At 62.8% G+C, this 17640-nt stretch carries 14 protein-coding genes and 1 tRNA gene; 14 read left to right on the top strand and 1 reads right to left on the bottom strand.

What is annotated here, in order from left to right; translation table 11 throughout:
- Positions 1-59 precede the first annotated feature (59 nt).
- From ACUIAD_RS07385 to ACUIAD_RS07325, 13 genes are all read left to right on the top strand, one after another.
- The gene (locus tag ACUIAD_RS07385) at positions 60-692 is read left to right on the top strand and encodes an NAD(P)H-dependent oxidoreductase (protein WP_110452226.1); all 633 of its coding nucleotides are present in this window, start codon (positions 60-62) and stop codon (positions 690-692) included.
- Positions 689-1852 carry a glycosyltransferase family 4 protein gene (locus tag ACUIAD_RS07380; RefSeq protein ID WP_110452225.1) on the top strand — a complete coding sequence of 388 codons (1164 nt, stop codon included), beginning with the start codon at positions 689-691 and terminating at the stop codon, positions 1850-1852. The genes ACUIAD_RS07385 and ACUIAD_RS07380 overlap by 4 nt, the downstream gene beginning before the upstream one ends.
- 9 nt (positions 1853-1861) lie before the next feature.
- Complete coding sequence (locus ACUIAD_RS07375; RefSeq protein ID WP_445343200.1) at positions 1862-5068, top strand: UPF0182 family membrane protein; 3207 nt, start codon at positions 1862-1864, stop codon at positions 5066-5068.
- Complete coding sequence (locus ACUIAD_RS07370; RefSeq protein ID WP_445343199.1) at positions 5065-5595, top strand: GNAT family N-acetyltransferase; 531 nt, start codon at positions 5065-5067, stop codon at positions 5593-5595. The genes ACUIAD_RS07375 and ACUIAD_RS07370 overlap by 4 nt, the downstream gene beginning before the upstream one ends.
- A gap of 40 nt (positions 5596-5635) precedes the next feature.
- Positions 5636-6235 (top strand): aminoacyl-tRNA hydrolase, encoded by a 600-nt coding sequence (gene pth, locus ACUIAD_RS07365; protein WP_110452222.1) that lies wholly within the window; start codon positions 5636-5638, stop codon positions 6233-6235.
- Complete coding sequence (gene mfd / locus ACUIAD_RS07360) at positions 6225-9845, top strand: transcription-repair coupling factor (RefSeq protein WP_445343198.1); 3621 nt, start codon at positions 6225-6227, stop codon at positions 9843-9845. The genes pth and mfd overlap by 11 nt, the downstream gene beginning before the upstream one ends.
- 43 nt (positions 9846-9888) lie before the next feature.
- A complete protein-coding gene (eno, locus tag ACUIAD_RS07355; RefSeq protein ID WP_445343197.1) occupies positions 9889-11184 on the top strand; it encodes a phosphopyruvate hydratase in 1296 nt (431 codons plus the stop codon).
- Positions 11185-11286: 102 nt separating this feature from the next.
- A complete protein-coding gene (locus ACUIAD_RS07350) occupies positions 11287-11883 on the top strand; it encodes an FtsB family cell division protein (RefSeq protein ID WP_445343196.1) in 597 nt (198 codons plus the stop codon).
- 69 nt (positions 11884-11952) lie between these two features.
- On the top strand, positions 11953-12678 hold the full coding sequence (locus ACUIAD_RS07345; protein WP_445343195.1) for a DUF501 domain-containing protein: 726 nt from the start codon (positions 11953-11955) through the stop codon (positions 12676-12678).
- An 11-nt stretch (positions 12679-12689) separates the two neighbouring features.
- Positions 12690-13691 (top strand): Ppx/GppA phosphatase family protein, encoded by a 1002-nt coding sequence (locus ACUIAD_RS07340; RefSeq protein WP_181414446.1) that lies wholly within the window; start codon positions 12690-12692, stop codon positions 13689-13691.
- Positions 13692-13715: 24 nt separating this feature from the next.
- Positions 13716-13801: transfer RNA gene (locus tag ACUIAD_RS07335), tRNA-Leu, on the top strand.
- A gap of 89 nt (positions 13802-13890) precedes the next feature.
- Positions 13891-14298 (top strand): FKBP-type peptidyl-prolyl cis-trans isomerase, encoded by a 408-nt coding sequence (locus ACUIAD_RS07330; protein WP_110452217.1) that lies wholly within the window; start codon positions 13891-13893, stop codon positions 14296-14298.
- 105 nt (positions 14299-14403) lie between these two features.
- Positions 14404-14883, top strand: coding sequence for a GreA/GreB family elongation factor (locus ACUIAD_RS07325; protein WP_110452216.1), 480 nt, complete (start codon positions 14404-14406; stop codon positions 14881-14883).
- A 162-nt stretch (positions 14884-15045) separates the two neighbouring features.
- On the opposite strand, the gene trhA is transcribed toward ACUIAD_RS07325, so the two are convergent.
- Positions 15046-15966 carry a PAQR family membrane homeostasis protein TrhA gene (gene trhA / locus ACUIAD_RS07320; RefSeq protein WP_445343194.1) on the bottom strand — a complete coding sequence of 307 codons (921 nt, stop codon included), beginning with the start codon at positions 15964-15966 and terminating at the stop codon, positions 15046-15048.
- 168 nt (positions 15967-16134) lie between these two features.
- Between trhA and ACUIAD_RS07315 the strand changes: the two genes are divergently transcribed.
- On the top strand, positions 16135-17622 hold the full coding sequence (locus tag ACUIAD_RS07315) for a sensor histidine kinase (protein ID WP_181414445.1): 1488 nt from the start codon (positions 16135-16137) through the stop codon (positions 17620-17622).
- Positions 17623-17640: the final 18 nt, after the last annotated feature.

Below are 17640 nucleotides of genomic sequence, written 5' to 3'. Positions count from 1 at the left end.
GACAAGGGTCTGTACGCAGTCGGTGCAGGCGCGAAATGAAATGTAAGGAGCGAATCCCTATGAAGATCGTGGCAGTCACGGCCAACCCCGAACCCAAGAGTCTGACCGATGCGGCGGGCAACGCCCTGCTAGACGGGGCGGCCGAGGGCGGGGCTCGCACCGAGTTGATTGACCTTTGCGCCGAAGGGTTCAATCCCGTCTTCGGCATGGAGGACAGGACCCACTACCTGGGCCAAGGACCTATGCCCGAGGATGCGCAGGCTATGCAGGAGCGCATCAAGGATGCGGATGTACTGGCCCTGGTCTTCCCCGTCTACTGGTACAGCATGCCTGCCATCATGAAGGGCTTTATCGACCGCGTCATCTGCCGGGGCTTCGCCTACAACGCTGATGGAACTCCCGGAGCCCTGGCCGGGCGCCGTGTGGAGCTCGTTATGCTGACCGGCGGAGACAAGGAATGGTACCAGTCCAGCGGCATCGGGGAGGCCCTGGACAACCAGCTGCGCAGGCAGACCTTCCTCAAGTATTGCCAGGTTGCTCAGGTGGAGACCATCTATGTGGACAATCTGGACTCGGGCAACGACGAACAGGAGGCGCGGGAGGCCGCCGACCGGCACCTGGTGGCCCTGGCCCTCAAGGGTCGTCGACTGGCCGCAGGGACCGAGCCCGGAGCAGGCCAGGACGCTCAGTGACGCTCAGCATCGGATTCATCTTCGATGACACCCTGGATGTGTTTGACGGGGTCCAGCAACACATTCTGACCCTGGGACGGGAGCTGGGCAAGCGGGGTCACAGGGTCCAGTATCTGGTCGGTCAGACCGCCCATCCGCCGGTTGACGGGGTTCACTCCCTGTCCCGCAACGTCATGGTCTCCTTCAACGGCAACAGGATGCGCATACCTCTGCCAGCGCCCAAGGCGCCCATCCGCCGGGTCCTGGAGGCCGGGCACTTCGACCTGCTGCACGTTCAGGCCCCCTACAGCCCCTTCCTGGCCGGGCGGGTCATCCGTGCCGCGAACCCGGCAACAGCACTGGTGGCCACCTATCATATCGCACCCACAGGAAACCTGCAGTTGCTGGGCGGTCGGCTGCTGGGGATGATCAACCGCAGGACCCACAGGCGCGTCGACAGGGTCATTGCAGTCTCGCCTGTGGCGGCCAGCTATGCCCGGCAGACTGCCGGTGTGCCCAGCAGGGTGGTGGCCAACCCCGTGGACGTGGCTGCCCTGCGCCGGGCCCGACAGGCCGCTGGCGACCAAGGGGTAGCGCGCCTGCACGGCCATGGGCCGCATCTGGTCTTTCTGGGGCGGTTCGTGGCCCGCAAGGGGGCGGGGATCCTGCTTTCAGCCCTTAAGGCGGGGGAGCGGTACGGCATCCTGCCCGAAGGCCTGCATGTGACCATGGCCGGCAAAGGGCCGCTGCTGGAGGACTGCCGTCGAAATGCCGCAGCCCTGCGCACCCCGGTGGCCTTCCCTGGTTTTGTGGACGAGAAGGACAAGCCCGCCCTGCTGGCCTCATCCGATCTGACCGTCTTTCCCTCCACCGGGGGCGAGTCCTTCGGCATCGTCCTGCTGGAGGCCATCGCCTCGGGCACGGCTCCGGTGCTGGCTGGGGATAATCCCGGCTACCGGTCCACCCTGATGGGCGATGAGCGGGCTTTGGTGCCCGTCGATTCGCCCAACACCCCCGAACTGCTGGCCCGGCGAATCGCTCAGGCTCTGGGGGACCCCTCCTGGAGGCGGAATGTGCGCCATGACCAGCTGGCGCTCTTGGCCCGTTACGACGTGACCACGGTGGCCGATCAGGTGGAGGAGGTCTACCGGCAAGCCATCCAAGACCGCCATCTCATGTAGGCTAGGTACATGTCATTCTTTGATTTCTTCGGATCCATGTTCGACCCTGAGGGCGGTCCAGGCGGACCAGGGCGGCGTCGCAATGACGACGACCCGGTCATCCTGCATGTGCAGACCGATGGGGAGGGTCCCGGCCAAGGGGGCGGCAGCACGCCCCGTTTCCGCTTCGCCGGACCAAGTGACCCCCGGCTGACCTCCCGTAAGAAGGACAATAACGGACCTTCCCGGGGCATGCGGATTCTGGCCGTGGTTGTCGCTGTCGTCCTGGTCGTCCTCCTGCTTTTGTTTGGGCTCAGCCGCTTCATTACCGATGTCATGTGGTTCTCCCAGCTGGGGGCGGCACGGATTGTCTGGACCCAGTTGGGCATCAAGGTGGGCCTGTGGCTGGCCTACGCTCTGCTGCTGGCCGCGGTGACCCTGCTCTCGGCCTTCCTGGCCATCCGCAGCCGTCCCGATTCACCCGACGGGTCCACCATCAGGGTCAGGGGCGATCTGATTGAGGTCGGCAAGGGGGTCTCTTCACGCAAGGCGCTCAAGGTGGCCGCGGTGGTCTCCCTGGTTGTCGGTGTCTTCTTTGGTTTTCAGTTCAACGCTGACTGGAAGCAGGTGCTTCTGCTCTTCAACGCCCAGTCCTTCGGGGCGCGCGACCCCCAGTTCGGCTTGGACACCGGCTTCTATGTCTTCATCCTGCCCGGGCTACGGTTGCTGGTCTCCTCCCTGCTGATGATGCTGTTGGCGGCTACGGTCTTCAGCCTGGTCACCAACTTCCTCATGGGCGGTATTCGACTGACCATGCCCGTGCACGGTCGGGGCATTGTGGAGATGACTCGTTCCGCCCGCAGGCAGGTGGCCGCTTGGCTGCTCCTGTTCATGCTGGTCTGGGCCGGCGACACGGCCCTGGGCGTCTTCGGCAGGCTGACCGAGGAGGGCGATCGGATCACTGGTGCCTCCTATACCTCAGTCAAGGCAGCCATACCCGTCACGCTGATCATGGCCGTGGTTCTGGCCCTGCTGGGTATAATCCTGGCCGTCTGGATTCTGAGGTCACGTACTCTGGAACCAGGCCGGGTCCGTGCAGGATCGCTAGGGTCGGCCGTCAAGCAGTGGCGGATTCCGGCCCTTGCTGTGGCCGTCACCATTGTGCTGTTCCTGCTGCTGACTGTTTTCTGGCCGGCGTTGGTCCAGCGCTTCCGAGTCAATCCCAACGCTCAGGAAATGGAGTCCGTCTTCATCCAGCGCAACATCGCCGCCACCGCCAAGGCCTATGGGCTGGATAAGCTCAAGACTGAAGCCTATGACGCCACCACCGAGGTTCAGTCGGGTGCCCTCTCCCGGGATGCGGAGACCACTGCACAGATTCGTCTGCTGGACCCCCAGGTGGTTTCTCCCACTTTCCGTCAGCTGCAGCAGTCCAAGCAGTACTACACCTTCGAAGACACCCTGGCTGTCGACAAGTACGATATTGACGGGGTCAGCCAGGATACGGTCATCGGGGCCCGCGAGCTGGACCTGGAGGGCAACGACAACCGTAACTGGGTCAATGACCACACGGTCTTCACACACGGCTACGGCATCGTGGCCGCCTACGGCAACAAGGTCACTCCGGACGGACAGCCCGAGTTCTTCGAGCAGGACATCCCCACCAGGGGCAAGCTGACCGACAGCCAACACTACGAGCCACGAATCTACTTCTCGCCCAACGCACCCGAGTACTCCATCGTCGGTGCGCCCCAGGGTTCATCAGGCTGGGAATTCGACTATCCCACCGGCTCCAAGGGAGCCACCAATACGTTCAAGGGCAACGGCGGCCCCTCGGTGGGTAACTTCCTGTCCCGGGTCCTCTACGCCATCCGCTTTGGATCCGACCAGATCCTCTTTTCGGATCGCGTCACTCCCGACTCGCAGATCCTCTACAACCGTTCGCCCAAGGAGCGCGTGGCCCAGGTCGCACCATATCTGACCCTGGACGGGCGCGTTTACCCGGCTGTGGTAGACGGCCGGGTCAAGTGGATCGTGGACGGCTATACCACCTCTGATGCCTATCCCTACTCCCAGAAGGTGGATCTGGGGCCCATCACCCAGGACACGACCACCCTGAGCTCCGAGGCCGTCAAAGGCCTGGGCTCCCAAAAAGCCAATTACATCCGTAACTCCGTCAAGGCTACAGTCGATGCCTATGACGGTTCGGTGGACCTGTATGCCTGGGATGCCCAGGATCCGGTGCTCAAGGCCTGGCAGAAGGTCTTCCCCGGCCAGTTCAAGCCGCTCTCGTCCATCTCGGGCGATCTGATGAGCCATATGCGCTACCCGGAGAGCCTGTTCAAGGTGCAGCGCCAGCTCCTTTCCCAGTACCACGTCAACTCGGCCAGCCAGTTCTTCTCCGGCGAGGACTTCTGGCAGACCCCCGTGGATCCGACCGGCACCAGCAAGGAGCAGAAGGCCGGGGTCAAGCAGCCTCCCTACTATCTGACCCTGCAGACCCCGGGGACTGACAAGCCCGCTTTCTCGCTGACCTCCACCTTCATCCCCGCCGGCACTTCCACCAGGGAGATTCTGACCGGGTTCCTGTCTGTGGATTCCGACGCCGGGTCGACCAAGGGGGTGATAGGCCCGGACTACGGGACCATCCGGCTGATGGAGCTGCCCAAGAATTCCAATGTGCCTGGCCCTGGGCAGGCGCAGAACAACTTCAACTCGGATGCTGCGGTCTCCACCGAGCTCAATCTGCTCCAGTCCGGGTCCACCAAGGTCAAACGCGGCAACCTGCTGACCCTGCCCATAGGCGGCGGACTGATCTACATCCAGCCGGTCTACGTCCAGTCCAGCGGCGCCACCAGCTTCCCCCTGCTCAAGCGGGTCTTGGTGGCCTTTGGAGACAAGGTCTCCTCCTCGGCCACCCTTGATGCGGCCCTTGACAAGACCTTCCAAGGCAACTCGGGTGCATCGGCCGGCGATGCCGACAACACAGGACGCACCAATTCCGATGCTGACCAGAGCAAGCAATCCGGGCAGGCCCCGGACAAGACCGCCGGGCCCGGCGGGGCGTCGGCGGCAGGAGGGCAGGCTTTGAAACAGGCCTTGGACAAGGCCAATCAGGCCATGAGCGATGGCGATGCCGCCCTGAAGAAGGGCGACTTCAGCGCTTACGGCGAGGCGCAGCACCGTCTGCGTGAAGCCCTTAAGGAGGCCTCCGACCAGGAGGGCGGCAACAAGTGAGCGCCACTCCGCTCATCCGGCCCTGCCGTCGCGGGGACCTGGGGGCGGTCACCGCCATCTATAATCAGGCGGTCATGGATGGCGGTTCCACAGCGGATACTGCTCAGGTCAGCTTGGACCAGCGCCTAGAATGGTGGCTGGCCCACGATCCGGACCAGGGCCATCCGGTCCTGGTCCTGGAGCAGGAGGGCAAGGTGCTGGCCTTCGGCTCCCTGTCGGCCTACTACGATCGTCCCGGCTACCAGGAGACCTGCGAGCTGAGCTACTACGTGGATCGCGACAGCCGTGGACGTGGCCTGGGTGCCCTGATGGTCCTTTCCCTGCTGAAGCGCGCCCAACAGGAGGGCATGCGTCTGGCCGTGGCCATCATCTTCGATGACAATTCGGCCTCCAAGGCCCTGCTGCATCGGTTCGGTTTCAGCCGATTCGGCCTTCTTCATCAAGCCGCCTGGGACCGGTTCGTCCTGCATGACGTCTCCTACTGGAGCCTGTCCCTTGAGCGAAACGGGGTCGGGGAGCCTGTGTAGAATCTCACCGTCGCGTTTGAGAGCAGGAGGTATCACCTACATGGCATCCGATTTCTGGCTGATAGCCGGACTGGGCAACCCGGGTGACGAGTATAAGGGCACCAGGCACAACATGGGCTTCATGTGCGCCGATCTGCTGGCCGAACGATGGTCGGTCAACATGCGCGACCACAAGGGTCTGGCTCTGCTGGGCCGCGGCACCCTGGATCTCGACGGACATCGCACGGCTTTCTTCCTGACTAAGCCGCTCACCTTCATGAACGACTCGGGCGATGCTCTGGCCTCCATTTGCTCTTACTATCACATACCAGTTAGCCGGGTCGTGGTCATCCATGACGATATGGATCTGGAGTTCGGCCGAATCAAGGTCAAGGCCGGCGGATCCTCGGGCGGGCACAACGGCATCCGCTCCATCGATCGCTCACTGGGCAGCAACGTCTACGCCCGGGTCCGCATGGGCGTGGGGCATGTCCGAGGAGGTCCAGATGCCCATAGGCGTACCGTGGACTGGGTTCTGGGCACTTTTGCCGGCGATCAGCGCAAGCGTCTGCCTGAGTTTTTGGCAGATGGCGCTGATGCCGCAGAAACCGTGATCACCAAGGGCCTCAGCCAGGCTCAGGAGCAGTTCAATGGTCGATGAGGATACCCGGTCAGGGCAGGAGGCCGGCAAGAAGGCAGAGCCCCAGGAATCCCTGAATGGGCCCTTGCATCCTCTCCTGGACGCTCTTCAGACGGATGCTGCCTTCGCCAGATTGGTCAAAGGAGACTCCCAGCCTGCGGAGGACACTGATATCCCCCTCATGGTTCAAGCTCCTCAGGGCATCAGGCCAGCCTTGGCAGCAGCCGCAGCCGGGCGTGCCCCAGTCGTCCTGGTGGTCCCTTCTGAACGTGACGCTCAGGAGATGAGCGGCGCCGTCCGCTCCTGGTATGGGGGCGATCCTGCTGACGTGGCTCTGCTGCGCTCCTGGGAGACCCTGCCTCATGAGCGGCTCTCGCCCCGGGCAGACACCGTGGCCTCACGAATGGCCGTCTTCAGGCGGCTGGCCCATCCTGTTCAGGACGATCCTGATTTTGGACCCATCCGCATTTTGGTCATGCCTGTGCGCTCCCTGCTGCAGCCGGTGGTGAAGGGTCTGCAGGATGTGAAGCCCCTGGTCTTCCTGCGTGGCCAGGAGCTGCCTCTGGATCAGGCCGTCCAGGCCCTGGTTCGCAACGCTTACACCCGCGTGGATCTGGTCATGGAGCGTGGCCAGTTCGCCGTCCGAGGCGGCATCCTTGACGTCTTTGTTCCCACCATGGCTCACCCGGTGCGCATCGAGTTCTTTGGCGACGAAGTGGACACTATCCGCAGCTTCCACGCCTCAGATCAACGAACCTACGGCCCCGATCTGGACCGGATCTGGGCGCCGCCCTGCCGCGAGCTGCAGCTGACCGACCAGGTCCGCGCCCGCGCTCGCTCCCTGATCGGGAGCATCCCCAACGCCGATGACATGCTGGAATCCATCGCCGAAGCCATTCCGGTGGAGGGCATGGAATCCCTCCTGCCTGCCCTGGTCGACGACCTGGTGCCGGTAGGATCCATGTTGCCTGAGGGCGCTCTGATTCTGCTGTCTGAGCCGCAGCTGCTGGCCCGCTCCGCCCAAGACCTGGTCAAGACCGCCAACGAGTTCCTGGCCGCCAGTTGGCATGTGGCGGCCTCCGGGCAGGGCTCGGGTGCGCCCATCAGCTTCGACAGGGCCAGTTTCCTGGACTACGACGAGGTCATCGCTTCACTGGAGTACCGCAAGGGAGAGGTCTGGAAGCTGACCGACCTGTCGGTGGACCCGGATCAGGAGGGGGCCGAGCGTCTGGATGCTCTGGCACCGGACCAGTACCGCGGCGACGAGGATCGGGCCGCATCGGGCATCGCCTCCCTGCTGGAGCACGGCGATCGGGTTGTAGTCACCGCTCCGGCCCAAGGAACGCTGAGCCGTCTGCGTCGGGCCGTGCAGACCACGGGGGTCGTCGGGGTGGAGTACCACCGCTCCCTGGCCGTCGACGGCTTCGTGGACCAGTCTGCCCATCTGGCCCTGCTGACCGAGCGTGACCTGACCGGGCGCACCAGCGTGGCTGCCGGAAGCAAGACTTCCAACCGTCGACGCAAGGCCATCGACCTGGACGAGCTCAAGCCCGGCGACTATGTGGTCCACGACCAGCACGGCATCGGTCGCTTCCTGGGCATGCGCCAGCGCAGCGTGGGCGTAGGCCCAAGCAAGGGCAGTCGGGAGTATCTGGTCCTGGAGTACGCCCCCTCCAAGCGCAACGCCCCTCCAGATAAGCTCTTCGTGCCTGCCGACCAGCTGGACCAGATCAGCCGCTACATTGGCGCCGAGATCCCGAGACTCAACAAGTTGGGCTCCGACTGGTCGGCCACCAAGGCCAAGGCCCGCAAGCATGTCCATAAGATCGCCCAGGGCCTGGTCAAGCTTTATTCGGCCCGGCAGCGCACCAAGGGCTTCGCCTTCAGCCCGGATACTCCTTGGCAGAAGGAGTTGGAGGACGCCTTCCCCTACCAGGAGACTCCGGACCAGCTGACGGCCATCGACGATGTCAAGGCCGATATGGAGAAGCCCGTGCCCATGGACCGCTTGATTTGCGGTGATGTAGGCTTCGGCAAAACCGAAATAGCCATCCGTGCCGCCTTTAAGGCCGTTCAGGACGGCAAACAGGTGGTGGTTCTGGTGCCCACGACCTTGCTGGTCCAGCAGCACTATCAGACCTTTACCGAGCGGTTTGCAGGATTCCCGGTGGATGTAGCAGCCATGAGCCGCTTCCAGACCGCCAAGGAGAACCAAGCCACCATGGAGGGCCTGTCCAGCGGGGCCGTGGATGTAGTCATCGGCACCCACAAGCTGCTCAACCCGCGCATCCGTTTCAAGGATCTGGGCCTGATGATCGTCGACGAGGAGCAGCGCTTCGGCGTGGAGGCCAAGGAGACCCTCAAGGCCATGCGGACCAACGTTGACGTCCTGTCCCTGTCGGCTACGCCTATTCCGCGCACCCTGGAGATGGCGGTGACCGGCATCCGTGAGATGTCCACGCTGGCTACGCCCCCTGAGGACCGTCTGCCGGTGCTGACTTATGTGGGCGCCTACGAGGATGCCCAGGTGACTGCAGCCATTCGCCGAGAGCTCCTGCGCGGGGGCCAGATCTTCTACATCCACAACCGGGTGGAGGACATCGGCAAGGTCTCAGCCAAAGTGCAGACGCTGGTCCCCGAGGCCAAGGTGGGCGTGGCCCACGGCAAGATGGGGGAGAAGCAGCTGGACGGGGTCATTCGTGACTTCTGGCACCGGGACATCGATGTGCTGGTCTGCACTACCATCGTCGAGACCGGCCTGGATATCCCCAACGCCAACACGCTGATAGTGGACCGGGCAGACCGCTTCGGACTCTCCCAGCTCCACCAGCTGCGCGGCCGGGTGGGACGCGGCCGGGAGCGCGCCTACGCCTACTTCCTCTACGACCCCAGCAAGCCCATGACCCAGACCGCCCACGATCGGCTGGCCACCATCGCGCAGAACACGGCGCTGGGGTCCGGCTACGATGTGGCCATGAAGGACCTGGAGCTACGCGGAACCGGCAACCTGCTGGGCGACGAGCAGTCCGGCCATATCGAGGGAGTCGGCTTCGATCTTTACGTGCGCATGGTTTCTGAAGCTGTGGAAGAGTACAAGGAGCCCGGGCGGACAGAGCCGGTCACCGTCAGCATCGACCTACCCCTTGAGGCCTCCATTCCGGTGGACTACATCGATTCGGACAAGCTGCGTCTGGAGGCCTACCGCAAGCTGGCCTCGGCCCGCAACGAGCAGGATCTGCGCGACCTGCACGAGGAGCTGACTGACCGCTACGGTCGTCCGCCTGCCCAGTTCGACACCCTCTTCGCTGTAGCCAGGCTGCGCGCCAAGGCTCGCGCCTTGGGTATAGCGGAGATCGCCTCCCAGGGCTCCAGGGTGCGCATCAGGCCCGTAACCATGCCCGACTCTCTCCAGGCCAGGATCGCACGAATATACAAGGGCAGCCAGTACCGCCCAGTGACACAGACCCTGCTGATTCCGGCGCCTTTCGCGGGCTCGCTGGGTTCGGGACCCATGGATTCAGCGGCCATGACCGCCTGGGTGGGCACCCTGCTGGACGACCTTGCCTGGGGGTTGCCCAAGTCCTCCGATGATGGCACGCCAGCGGGTCCCTCGCCCGTCCAACAAAACTAGTATTCTGTAAGAGACATCACAACAACTTATTGAAGGAGCAGTTGTGGCAGCAATTGAAAGCGTGTTCGCGCGCGAAATTCTTGATTCCCGCGGCAACCCGACCGTCGAGGTCGTTCTGCAGACTGAGGACGGCGCTGAGGGGCGTGGTCTGGTTCCCTCCGGTGCTTCCACCGGCGAGGCCGAGGCCTGGGAACGTAGGGATGGCGACAAGAAGCGCTATCAGGGCAAGGGCGTGCTGGACGCCGTCAAGGCGGTCAATGAGACCATCGCTCCCAATGTCATCGGCATGGACGCCACCGATCAGCGCGCCCTGGACGAGACCATGATTGATCTGGACGGCACCCCCAACAAGGGCAAGCTGGGCGCCAACGCCATTCTGGGCGTCTCCCTGGCTGCGCTCTATGCGGCTGCCGAGTCCGCCGAACTGCCTCTCTATCGCTATCTGGGCGGCACCAACGGCCACATCCTGCCTGTGCCCAACATGAACATCATGAACGGCGGCGCCCACGCTGACTTTGCCACCGACATCCAGGAGTACATGATCTCCCCCTACGGCTTCGACTCCTATCGGGAGGCTCTGCGCGCCGGCGTCGAGGTCTACCACACCCTCAAGGGCATTCTCAAGAAGGACGGTCATGAGACCGGTCTGGGCGACGAGGGCGGCTTTGCCCCCAAGATGAAGTCCAATGAGGACTCCTTGAAGTACATCGTCGATGCCATTCAGGCCGCCGGCTACGAGCCCGGCAAACAGATCGGCCTCTGCCTGGACGTGGCCTCCTCGGAGTTCTACAACAAGGACACTGACAAGTACCACTTCGACGGCGAGGATCGCGATGCCGACTACATGCTGGACTACTACCAGGGGCTGGTAGAGAGGTATCCCCTGGTCTCCATTGAGGATCCCTTCGCCGAGGAGGACTGGGGCGCCTGGCAGAAGATCACCGCCGCCATGGGCGACCGTCTGCAGTTCGTGGGCGACGACCTGCTGGTGACCAACCCCAAGAGACTGCAGAAGGGCATCGACCTGAAGGCAGCCAACTCCCTGCTGGTTAAGCTCAACCAGATCGGCACTGTGACCGAGACCCTGGACGCCATTGAGCTGGCTACCGCCAACGGGTTCACATCCATGGTTTCCCACCGTTCCGGCGAGACCTCCGACACCACTATCGCCGACCTGGCCGTGGCTAAGAACACCCGCCAGATCAAGACCGGTGCTCCGGCCCGCGGCGAGCGCATCGCCAAGTACAACCGGCTGCTGGAGATCGAGGAGGAGCTGGGCTCCACCGCCGAGTACGCCGGCTATAGCGCCTTCAAGGCCTGCAAGAAGTACACCAAGTAAGGCCTTGCCGGCCGGATCGGAGCCTTCGCAGGTTTTGACCCGACAGGGCAGTCTTTTCACCCGTGGCGGTCCGCGTCGGCTGCCGCGGGTATTTTTGTGAGTATGACCGAGAACAAACGAAGCGACGTCGATCGGCGGACAGACAGGTGGTCGTCGGGACCCATCACGTTCTTTGTAGCGGTCATCATCGTGGCTTTGGGGCTGATCCAACTGGTCTCGACCTTCCATGCCTATGCCATAAATCTTTCCGAGCTCAACGGTCTGCGCAACCAACAGGCCCAGCTTGTCGAGCACAAGCGTGACCTGGAGAACCAGATCCGGCGTTGGGACGACAAGGCCTATGTAACCGCCCAGGCCCGGGATCGGCTGGGATTCGTCTTCCCTGACGAGGAGGCCATCCGCGTCTTGCATCCGGAGGCGGTTACGGGCGGCAAAGACAAGGACGATGCCGGGAGCAAGGGGGTCCGGGCCCCCAGGAAGAACTCCCTGCCCTGGTATCAGGAGATGGCCTACTCCTTCGCCAAGGCCGATCAGGATCCGGCTGCTAATAGGAGCAAAGGGGGTGCAGGACAGCATCCTGGCGACGGAACCAGTCAGAAAGGATCCGCCAGTCCGAGCGGATCAGCTAGTCCGACTGGTCCCAGCAGTCCTGGTGGTTCTGGTGGCCCTTCTCCATCCGATGGCGGGGGAGCGCAGTGAACTCCGAAGGCTCGGATTTTGTCGCCCCAGCGGTTAATGAACATAGCAGCAGCAAAACAATCAGGAAAGATGAGGTCAGGCGTGATCAAGGCCCAGGGACGGCCCCAGCCAGCAGTGGAATCTCAAGCCGCAGACAAGGTCCAGGTCGAGTCCGAGGTTGGGCAGCATGAGGTCGAAGTCTCCAGTCTGGTTAGCGACCGAGGATTGGCAGCGGTCAGAGATCGTGTACAGGAGCTTCTGGCCACTCCGGCTACGCCAGATCAGATAGCCGTCGTGAACCGGCAGCTGGGCCGCTATCCGCGTGGCATGGTGGCCGTGGGCGCCTGTTGCGTCTGTGGCAATCCGCTGGCTGTGGTCACTCGGCCCCAGCTGGAGGATGACACGCCCTTTCCGACCACGTGCTATCTGACCAGTCCTGAAGTCGTCAAGGCCGTCTCACGGTTGGAGGCCGATGGCATCATGGCTGACTGGAATACCGAGTTAGGTTCGCATGCGGATCTGGCCGACTCTTACCGCAGGGCGCATGAACTCTATCTGGCCTTCCGCTCAGCCCTGGCCCAGCGGCTGGGTGACGATGAAGGGCGCATCGCCGGAATCTCGGCCGGTGGCATGCCCAAGCGCGTCAAGTGTCTGCATGCTCTGACCGCCCAGTCCCTGGTTATGGGTCCCGGGATCAATCCCCTGGGCGACCGGGTCCTGGATCTGGTGCGGCCGGTATTCGACCCACAGCTCTGCAGGTGCGCCCAGCCCTGGGCTGAAGCATTCCGGCAAGAGGATCGGCAGGAGAGGCGATGAAGGGGGCTTCCATGGATCAGGTAACGGTGGCGGGCGTGGACTGCGGCACCAATTCCATACGTCTGCTGATAGCCCAGGTGGACCGACAGGGACTCCACCCGGTGGCTCCCAGGCTGATGCGGGTTATCCGGCTGGGGGAGGGCGTGGACCGCAACCACCGCTTCTCCAATCAGGCTCTGGAGCGCGCCTTTGAGGCCTGTCGGCTCTTCGCCCGACAGCTGCAGGAGCACCCGGTGAATGGCCTGCGCTTTGTGGCCACATCGGCCACCAGAGATGCCGACAACCGCGAGAGTTTCGAAGAGGGGGTGCGCTCCATCCTAGGGGTCACGCCTGAGGTCATCAGCGGCTCCCAGGAGGCCTCGCTGAGTTTTTTGGGCGCGGTCAGTGTGCTGGAGCAGCGGGGCAGCGCTAATATGCCTCCTGCGCCCTACCTGGTGGTTGACCTGGGTGGTGGCTCCACCGAGCTTGTCCTGGGTGGGGACGGGAGCGATCTGCCTGCGGACCATGTCATGGCTTCCTGCTCCATGAACATCGGCTCCGTGCGGATGACCGAGCGCCATCTGCTGGACGATCCGCCCAGCCGGGAGCAGATCGACCAGGCGCTTGAGGATGTCGACTGCTGGATCGACCGGGCCTTCGACCAGGTTCCTGTAGCCGAGGTCGGCAGTGTGATCGGAGTCTCCGGCACGGTTACCACCATGAGCGCCCTGGCTCTGGGATGCCAGATCTACGATCGCCATGCCGTCGACGGCCAGTCCATTTCGGTTGAAGCGACCCGCCGGGTTGACGATCAGGTGCTGAATATGAGGCGGCAGGAGCGTCGGGAGCTCAAGGCCATCCATCCCGGACGTGTGGATGTGATCGGCGGCGGCGCTCTGATCTGGAGCCGTCTGCTGGAGCGTCTAGGCCAGGCCAGTCCGAGCGCGCTGGCTTCGGGAACCTATGTGGCCAGCGAGCACGGCCTCCTGGATGGCCTGGTCCTGGACTATGGTCGGACCCTCCTGCGCAAATGATATACTAAGGCGTTATGTGTAACGGCCCCGGTGGCGAAATGGTATACGCATCGGACTTAAAATCCGCCGCCTTCACCGGCTTGTGGGTTCGATTCCCACCCGGGGCACCAAGGCATGATCGGCTTGGCGGCAGTGTTGCAACTTGTCACAAGGCCGACGAACCGATACGCTGGTATGCAAGAAAACCAAAGGAGTTGTGATGAGTGACCAATCCATGCCCGAGGTGAACGCCGAATTCGGTGCCTCGCCGACCATAACCTTCCATGGTCCGGCACCCAGCGGGCTGCGCGCCGTGGAACTGGTCGAGGGGGACGGGCCTGTTGTCCGCAAGGGTGATACCGTTACCGTCAACTATCACGGCGTCGTTTGGGGTTCGGATCAGGTCTTCGACTCCAGCTTCCAGCGTCATCAGCCAGCCAGCTTCGGCATTGGCGTGGGGCAGGTCATTCGCGGCTGGGACCAGACGGTGCCCGGCCACAATGTGGGGTCCAGGTTGCTGGTCTCCATTCCGCCGGAGTACGGATACGGCCGTCAGGGGATGCCCCAGGCGGGTATCGGCGGCGACGATACCCTGGTCTTCGTGATCGACATCATATCGACACGGTAGACAAGGGTCTTCAGGCGCCGGTGAGGGCCGGCGCCTTTTTCATACCCTTGACTTTGCAGTTAAGGTCGGGCCACGAGACAAGTGGATCAAACAAGGAGGAATCAGATGGCTGAGGAAAAGACGATTCTGCTGACACAGGCCGCTTATGACAAGCTTAAGGAGGAGCTTGACCATCGTCAGGGCGAGTACCGCGATGAGATTACCGAACGCATCGCGGCTGCCCGCGCTGAGGGTGATCTGAGCGAAAACGGCGGCTACCAGGCTGCCCGCGAGGAGCAGGGCAAGAATGAGGGGCGGATCAACGAGCTGATCGTCAAGCTGCGCAACGCCAAGATTCTCAAGGCTCCCAAGGCCGGCACGGTGGGCAATGGCTCCCTGGTCACCCTGACCATGGCCGGCAGCGAAATGGTCTATGTATTGGGCTCCAGGGATTTGACCGTGGCCACCGACTACGATGTCATAAGCCCCGAGTCGCCCATCGGAGCAGCCCTCATGGGCGCCAAGAAGGGCCAGACCGTGACCTACAAGGCCCCTAACGGCAAGGATATCTCGGTCACTGTCAAGGATGCCCGGCCCCTCAAGTAGCGGGACGACCCCTCACCGCCCCAGCCCGGCCTGAATGAAGCCGCTCTTCGCCATGGTCGACGAAGGGCGGCTTTGTCTATGAGTAAGTGCTCTGTGTATAATCGGTTGATTCTTAAGGCAGACCGATGTTTTTATTCAAAAGGCACGGGACTGGCGAGCTGCTCAGCGCAAATTGCAGACCACCAGGTAGATGGCCACGATATGGCAGGCGTAGCCGATGACCGTCCCACAGTGGAAGATCTCATGGAAGCCGAACACCCGCGGCCAGGGGTCCGGTCGGCGCAGGCCGTAGACCACGGCTCCCAGGATGTAGGCCAGGCCGCCGGCCACGATCAGCCAAACCACCGGCGGACCGGCCATGGGTGAGTCCCAGAAGAGCTTCAGGAAGCCCACACCTGAGACTCCGAAGACCACATAGACCAGGGTATACAGCCAGCGGGGAGCCTCTATCCAGAAGACGTGGACGATCATGGCCACTAGGCTTGCCCCCCACATGCCCAGGATGATGATCCGTCTCCAGAAGGGGTCAAGCGCGAAGGAGATAGGGGTGTAAGTGCCAGCGATGAGCAGGAAGATATTAACATGGTCCAGTCGGCGCAGCACGTCCGTAGTACCTGGCGTCCAGTCACCCAGATGGTAGAGGGCCGAGTTGCCAAAGAGGGCCAGTGAAGCGACCATGAAGACAGCGCAGGCCAGCTTGAGGCCAGTGCCGTGGGCCAGACAGATCAGCACGATGCCGGCGGCTAGGGCCAGTGGGGCGGCCACGGCGTGGATCCAGCCGCGCAGGAGAGGCTTAGGACGACCGTGCACATCCAAACGGACCTTACGCTCGATCTCCATGTCGGGGATGCCCTCAATGCGTGATGCCTTGATCTCGGCCTTAGTCATGATTCGCGCAGCCTTGGCTTTGGCCTTGGCGCGCACTGCATCAGCCTTGGCCTGCAGATGGGCCTCGTGGGCCACCTCTGAATCTCGGCGTAGGTAGGTCAGCTCCTGACGACGCTGTTGACGGCGGCGCTCGAGATCGGGATCGACCTCTTGGTCTTCAGGCGGTCTGCCGTCCTCGCTGGTCCTGATTGCCATGGCCCTCCCTTAGCTCCTTGATCGGTCCGGACTTGTTTTGTCCGGCCATCGGGGCGAAATATCCGTGAACAACCCTACCTCAGACCCGTGTATTGAACGCACATGGCATCATCGCCCTTGGCATGACCAGTCTGTCTGCTTCTGCGGGTCCTTTGTATGATGGAGGACATGGCTGATTTTTCCGAAATTCTGGCATCGTGCGACGACTGCAATGAGGAGGACCGAGAGTGGCTCCACCATCTGGTGGCCGACTGGCAGGTCATAGCCGATCTGAGCTTTGCTGACCTGCTGCTCCTGCTGCGCACCGGTGAGGGGGAGTTTACTGTGGCCGAGCAGTGCCGACCCTCCACGGTCATGTCTCTGCGCACCGAAGACGTGGTTGGGGAGCAGTTCTCTGCTGATCGTCGCGAGGAGCTGGAGGCGGCCATGCGGTCCAAGGGGGTGCTGCGGTCCACCAAGCTGCGCACCATCGGCCGCGCCACGGTCTGCGACGTTTACGCCCCCATCCGTCACCAGGGCAGAACCCTGGGTCTGGTGGTCAGGGAGACCAATATGGCTACCCGCGAGTCCAATGGCCGCTATGAGAGCGAGAGCATCAACTCGGGCAAGGAGCTCTTCGAGATGATCACCCGCGGTGAGTTTCCCTATGCGGATTCAGTACTCAACCAGCGGCATAACGCCAGGGTGGCTGACGGTTTCTTCGTGCTGACGGCGGGCGGCGTGGTGCGCTATGCCTCGCCCAATGCCATCAGTTGCTTCCGCAGGCTGGGTTCGGTGGAGACCATGATTGGCCAGTATCTGAGCGAGATCGGGACCTCTCTGCTCAAGGAGAATGATCCAGTGCCCGACTCCCTGCCACTGGTCCTGTCGGGCAAGGCGGCCGTGGACTCGGAGCTGGATGCCAACGGGTCGGCCGTCTCCATGCGTTCTCTGCCCCTGTACGGCAAGCAGGGTAGAACGGGTGCCATTGTGCTCTGCCGGGATGTGACGGAGCTGCGCCGCAGGGAGATGGAACTGCAGACCAAGGATGCGACCATTTCGGAGATTCATCACCGGGTCAAGAACAACCTTCAGGCCGTGTCGGCCCTGCTCCGGCTGCAGGCCAGACGCACCAAGTCCGACGAGGTCCGCAAGGAGCTGGAGGAGGCCCAGCGTCGCGTCCAGACCATCGCTGTAGTTCACGAGGGCCTCAGCCAGACCGCTGACGAGATTGTCGACTTCGACAAGGTGATCGCCAACCTGCTGAAGATGAGCGTGGACTTGGCGACGACCAGCGACCAACATATCACCATCTCATACGTGGGCAAGTTCGGTATGATGCCCGCCCAGGATGCCACGCCCCTGTCTCTGGTGCTGACCGAACTGGTCAACAACGCCGTCGAACATGGCTTTGAGGGGCGTGACGAGGGTCACATCACCATATCGGTGGGCCGTGGCGGCAACAACCTCAATGTGGTGGTCGAGGATGATGGCAACGGCTACAGCACAGAGTCGGATCAGGGCCAGGCTCGTTCCACTGGGTCCGGGCTTGGCACGCAGATCATCAATACCTTTGTTACCAATGACTTCGGCGGCACGGTCAAGTGGGAGCCCCGCAGGGATGGGGGCACCAGAGCGGTCATCAACATCAAGCTGCGCGTGGCTCAGGACGTGTGATGCTGGGCGACTTTTAAC

The organism is Bifidobacterium sp. ESL0819, assembly GCF_052606245.1.
The sequence above is the reverse complement of the archived record's forward strand: the minus strand, read 5'-3'. Positions and strand labels throughout refer to the sequence as shown.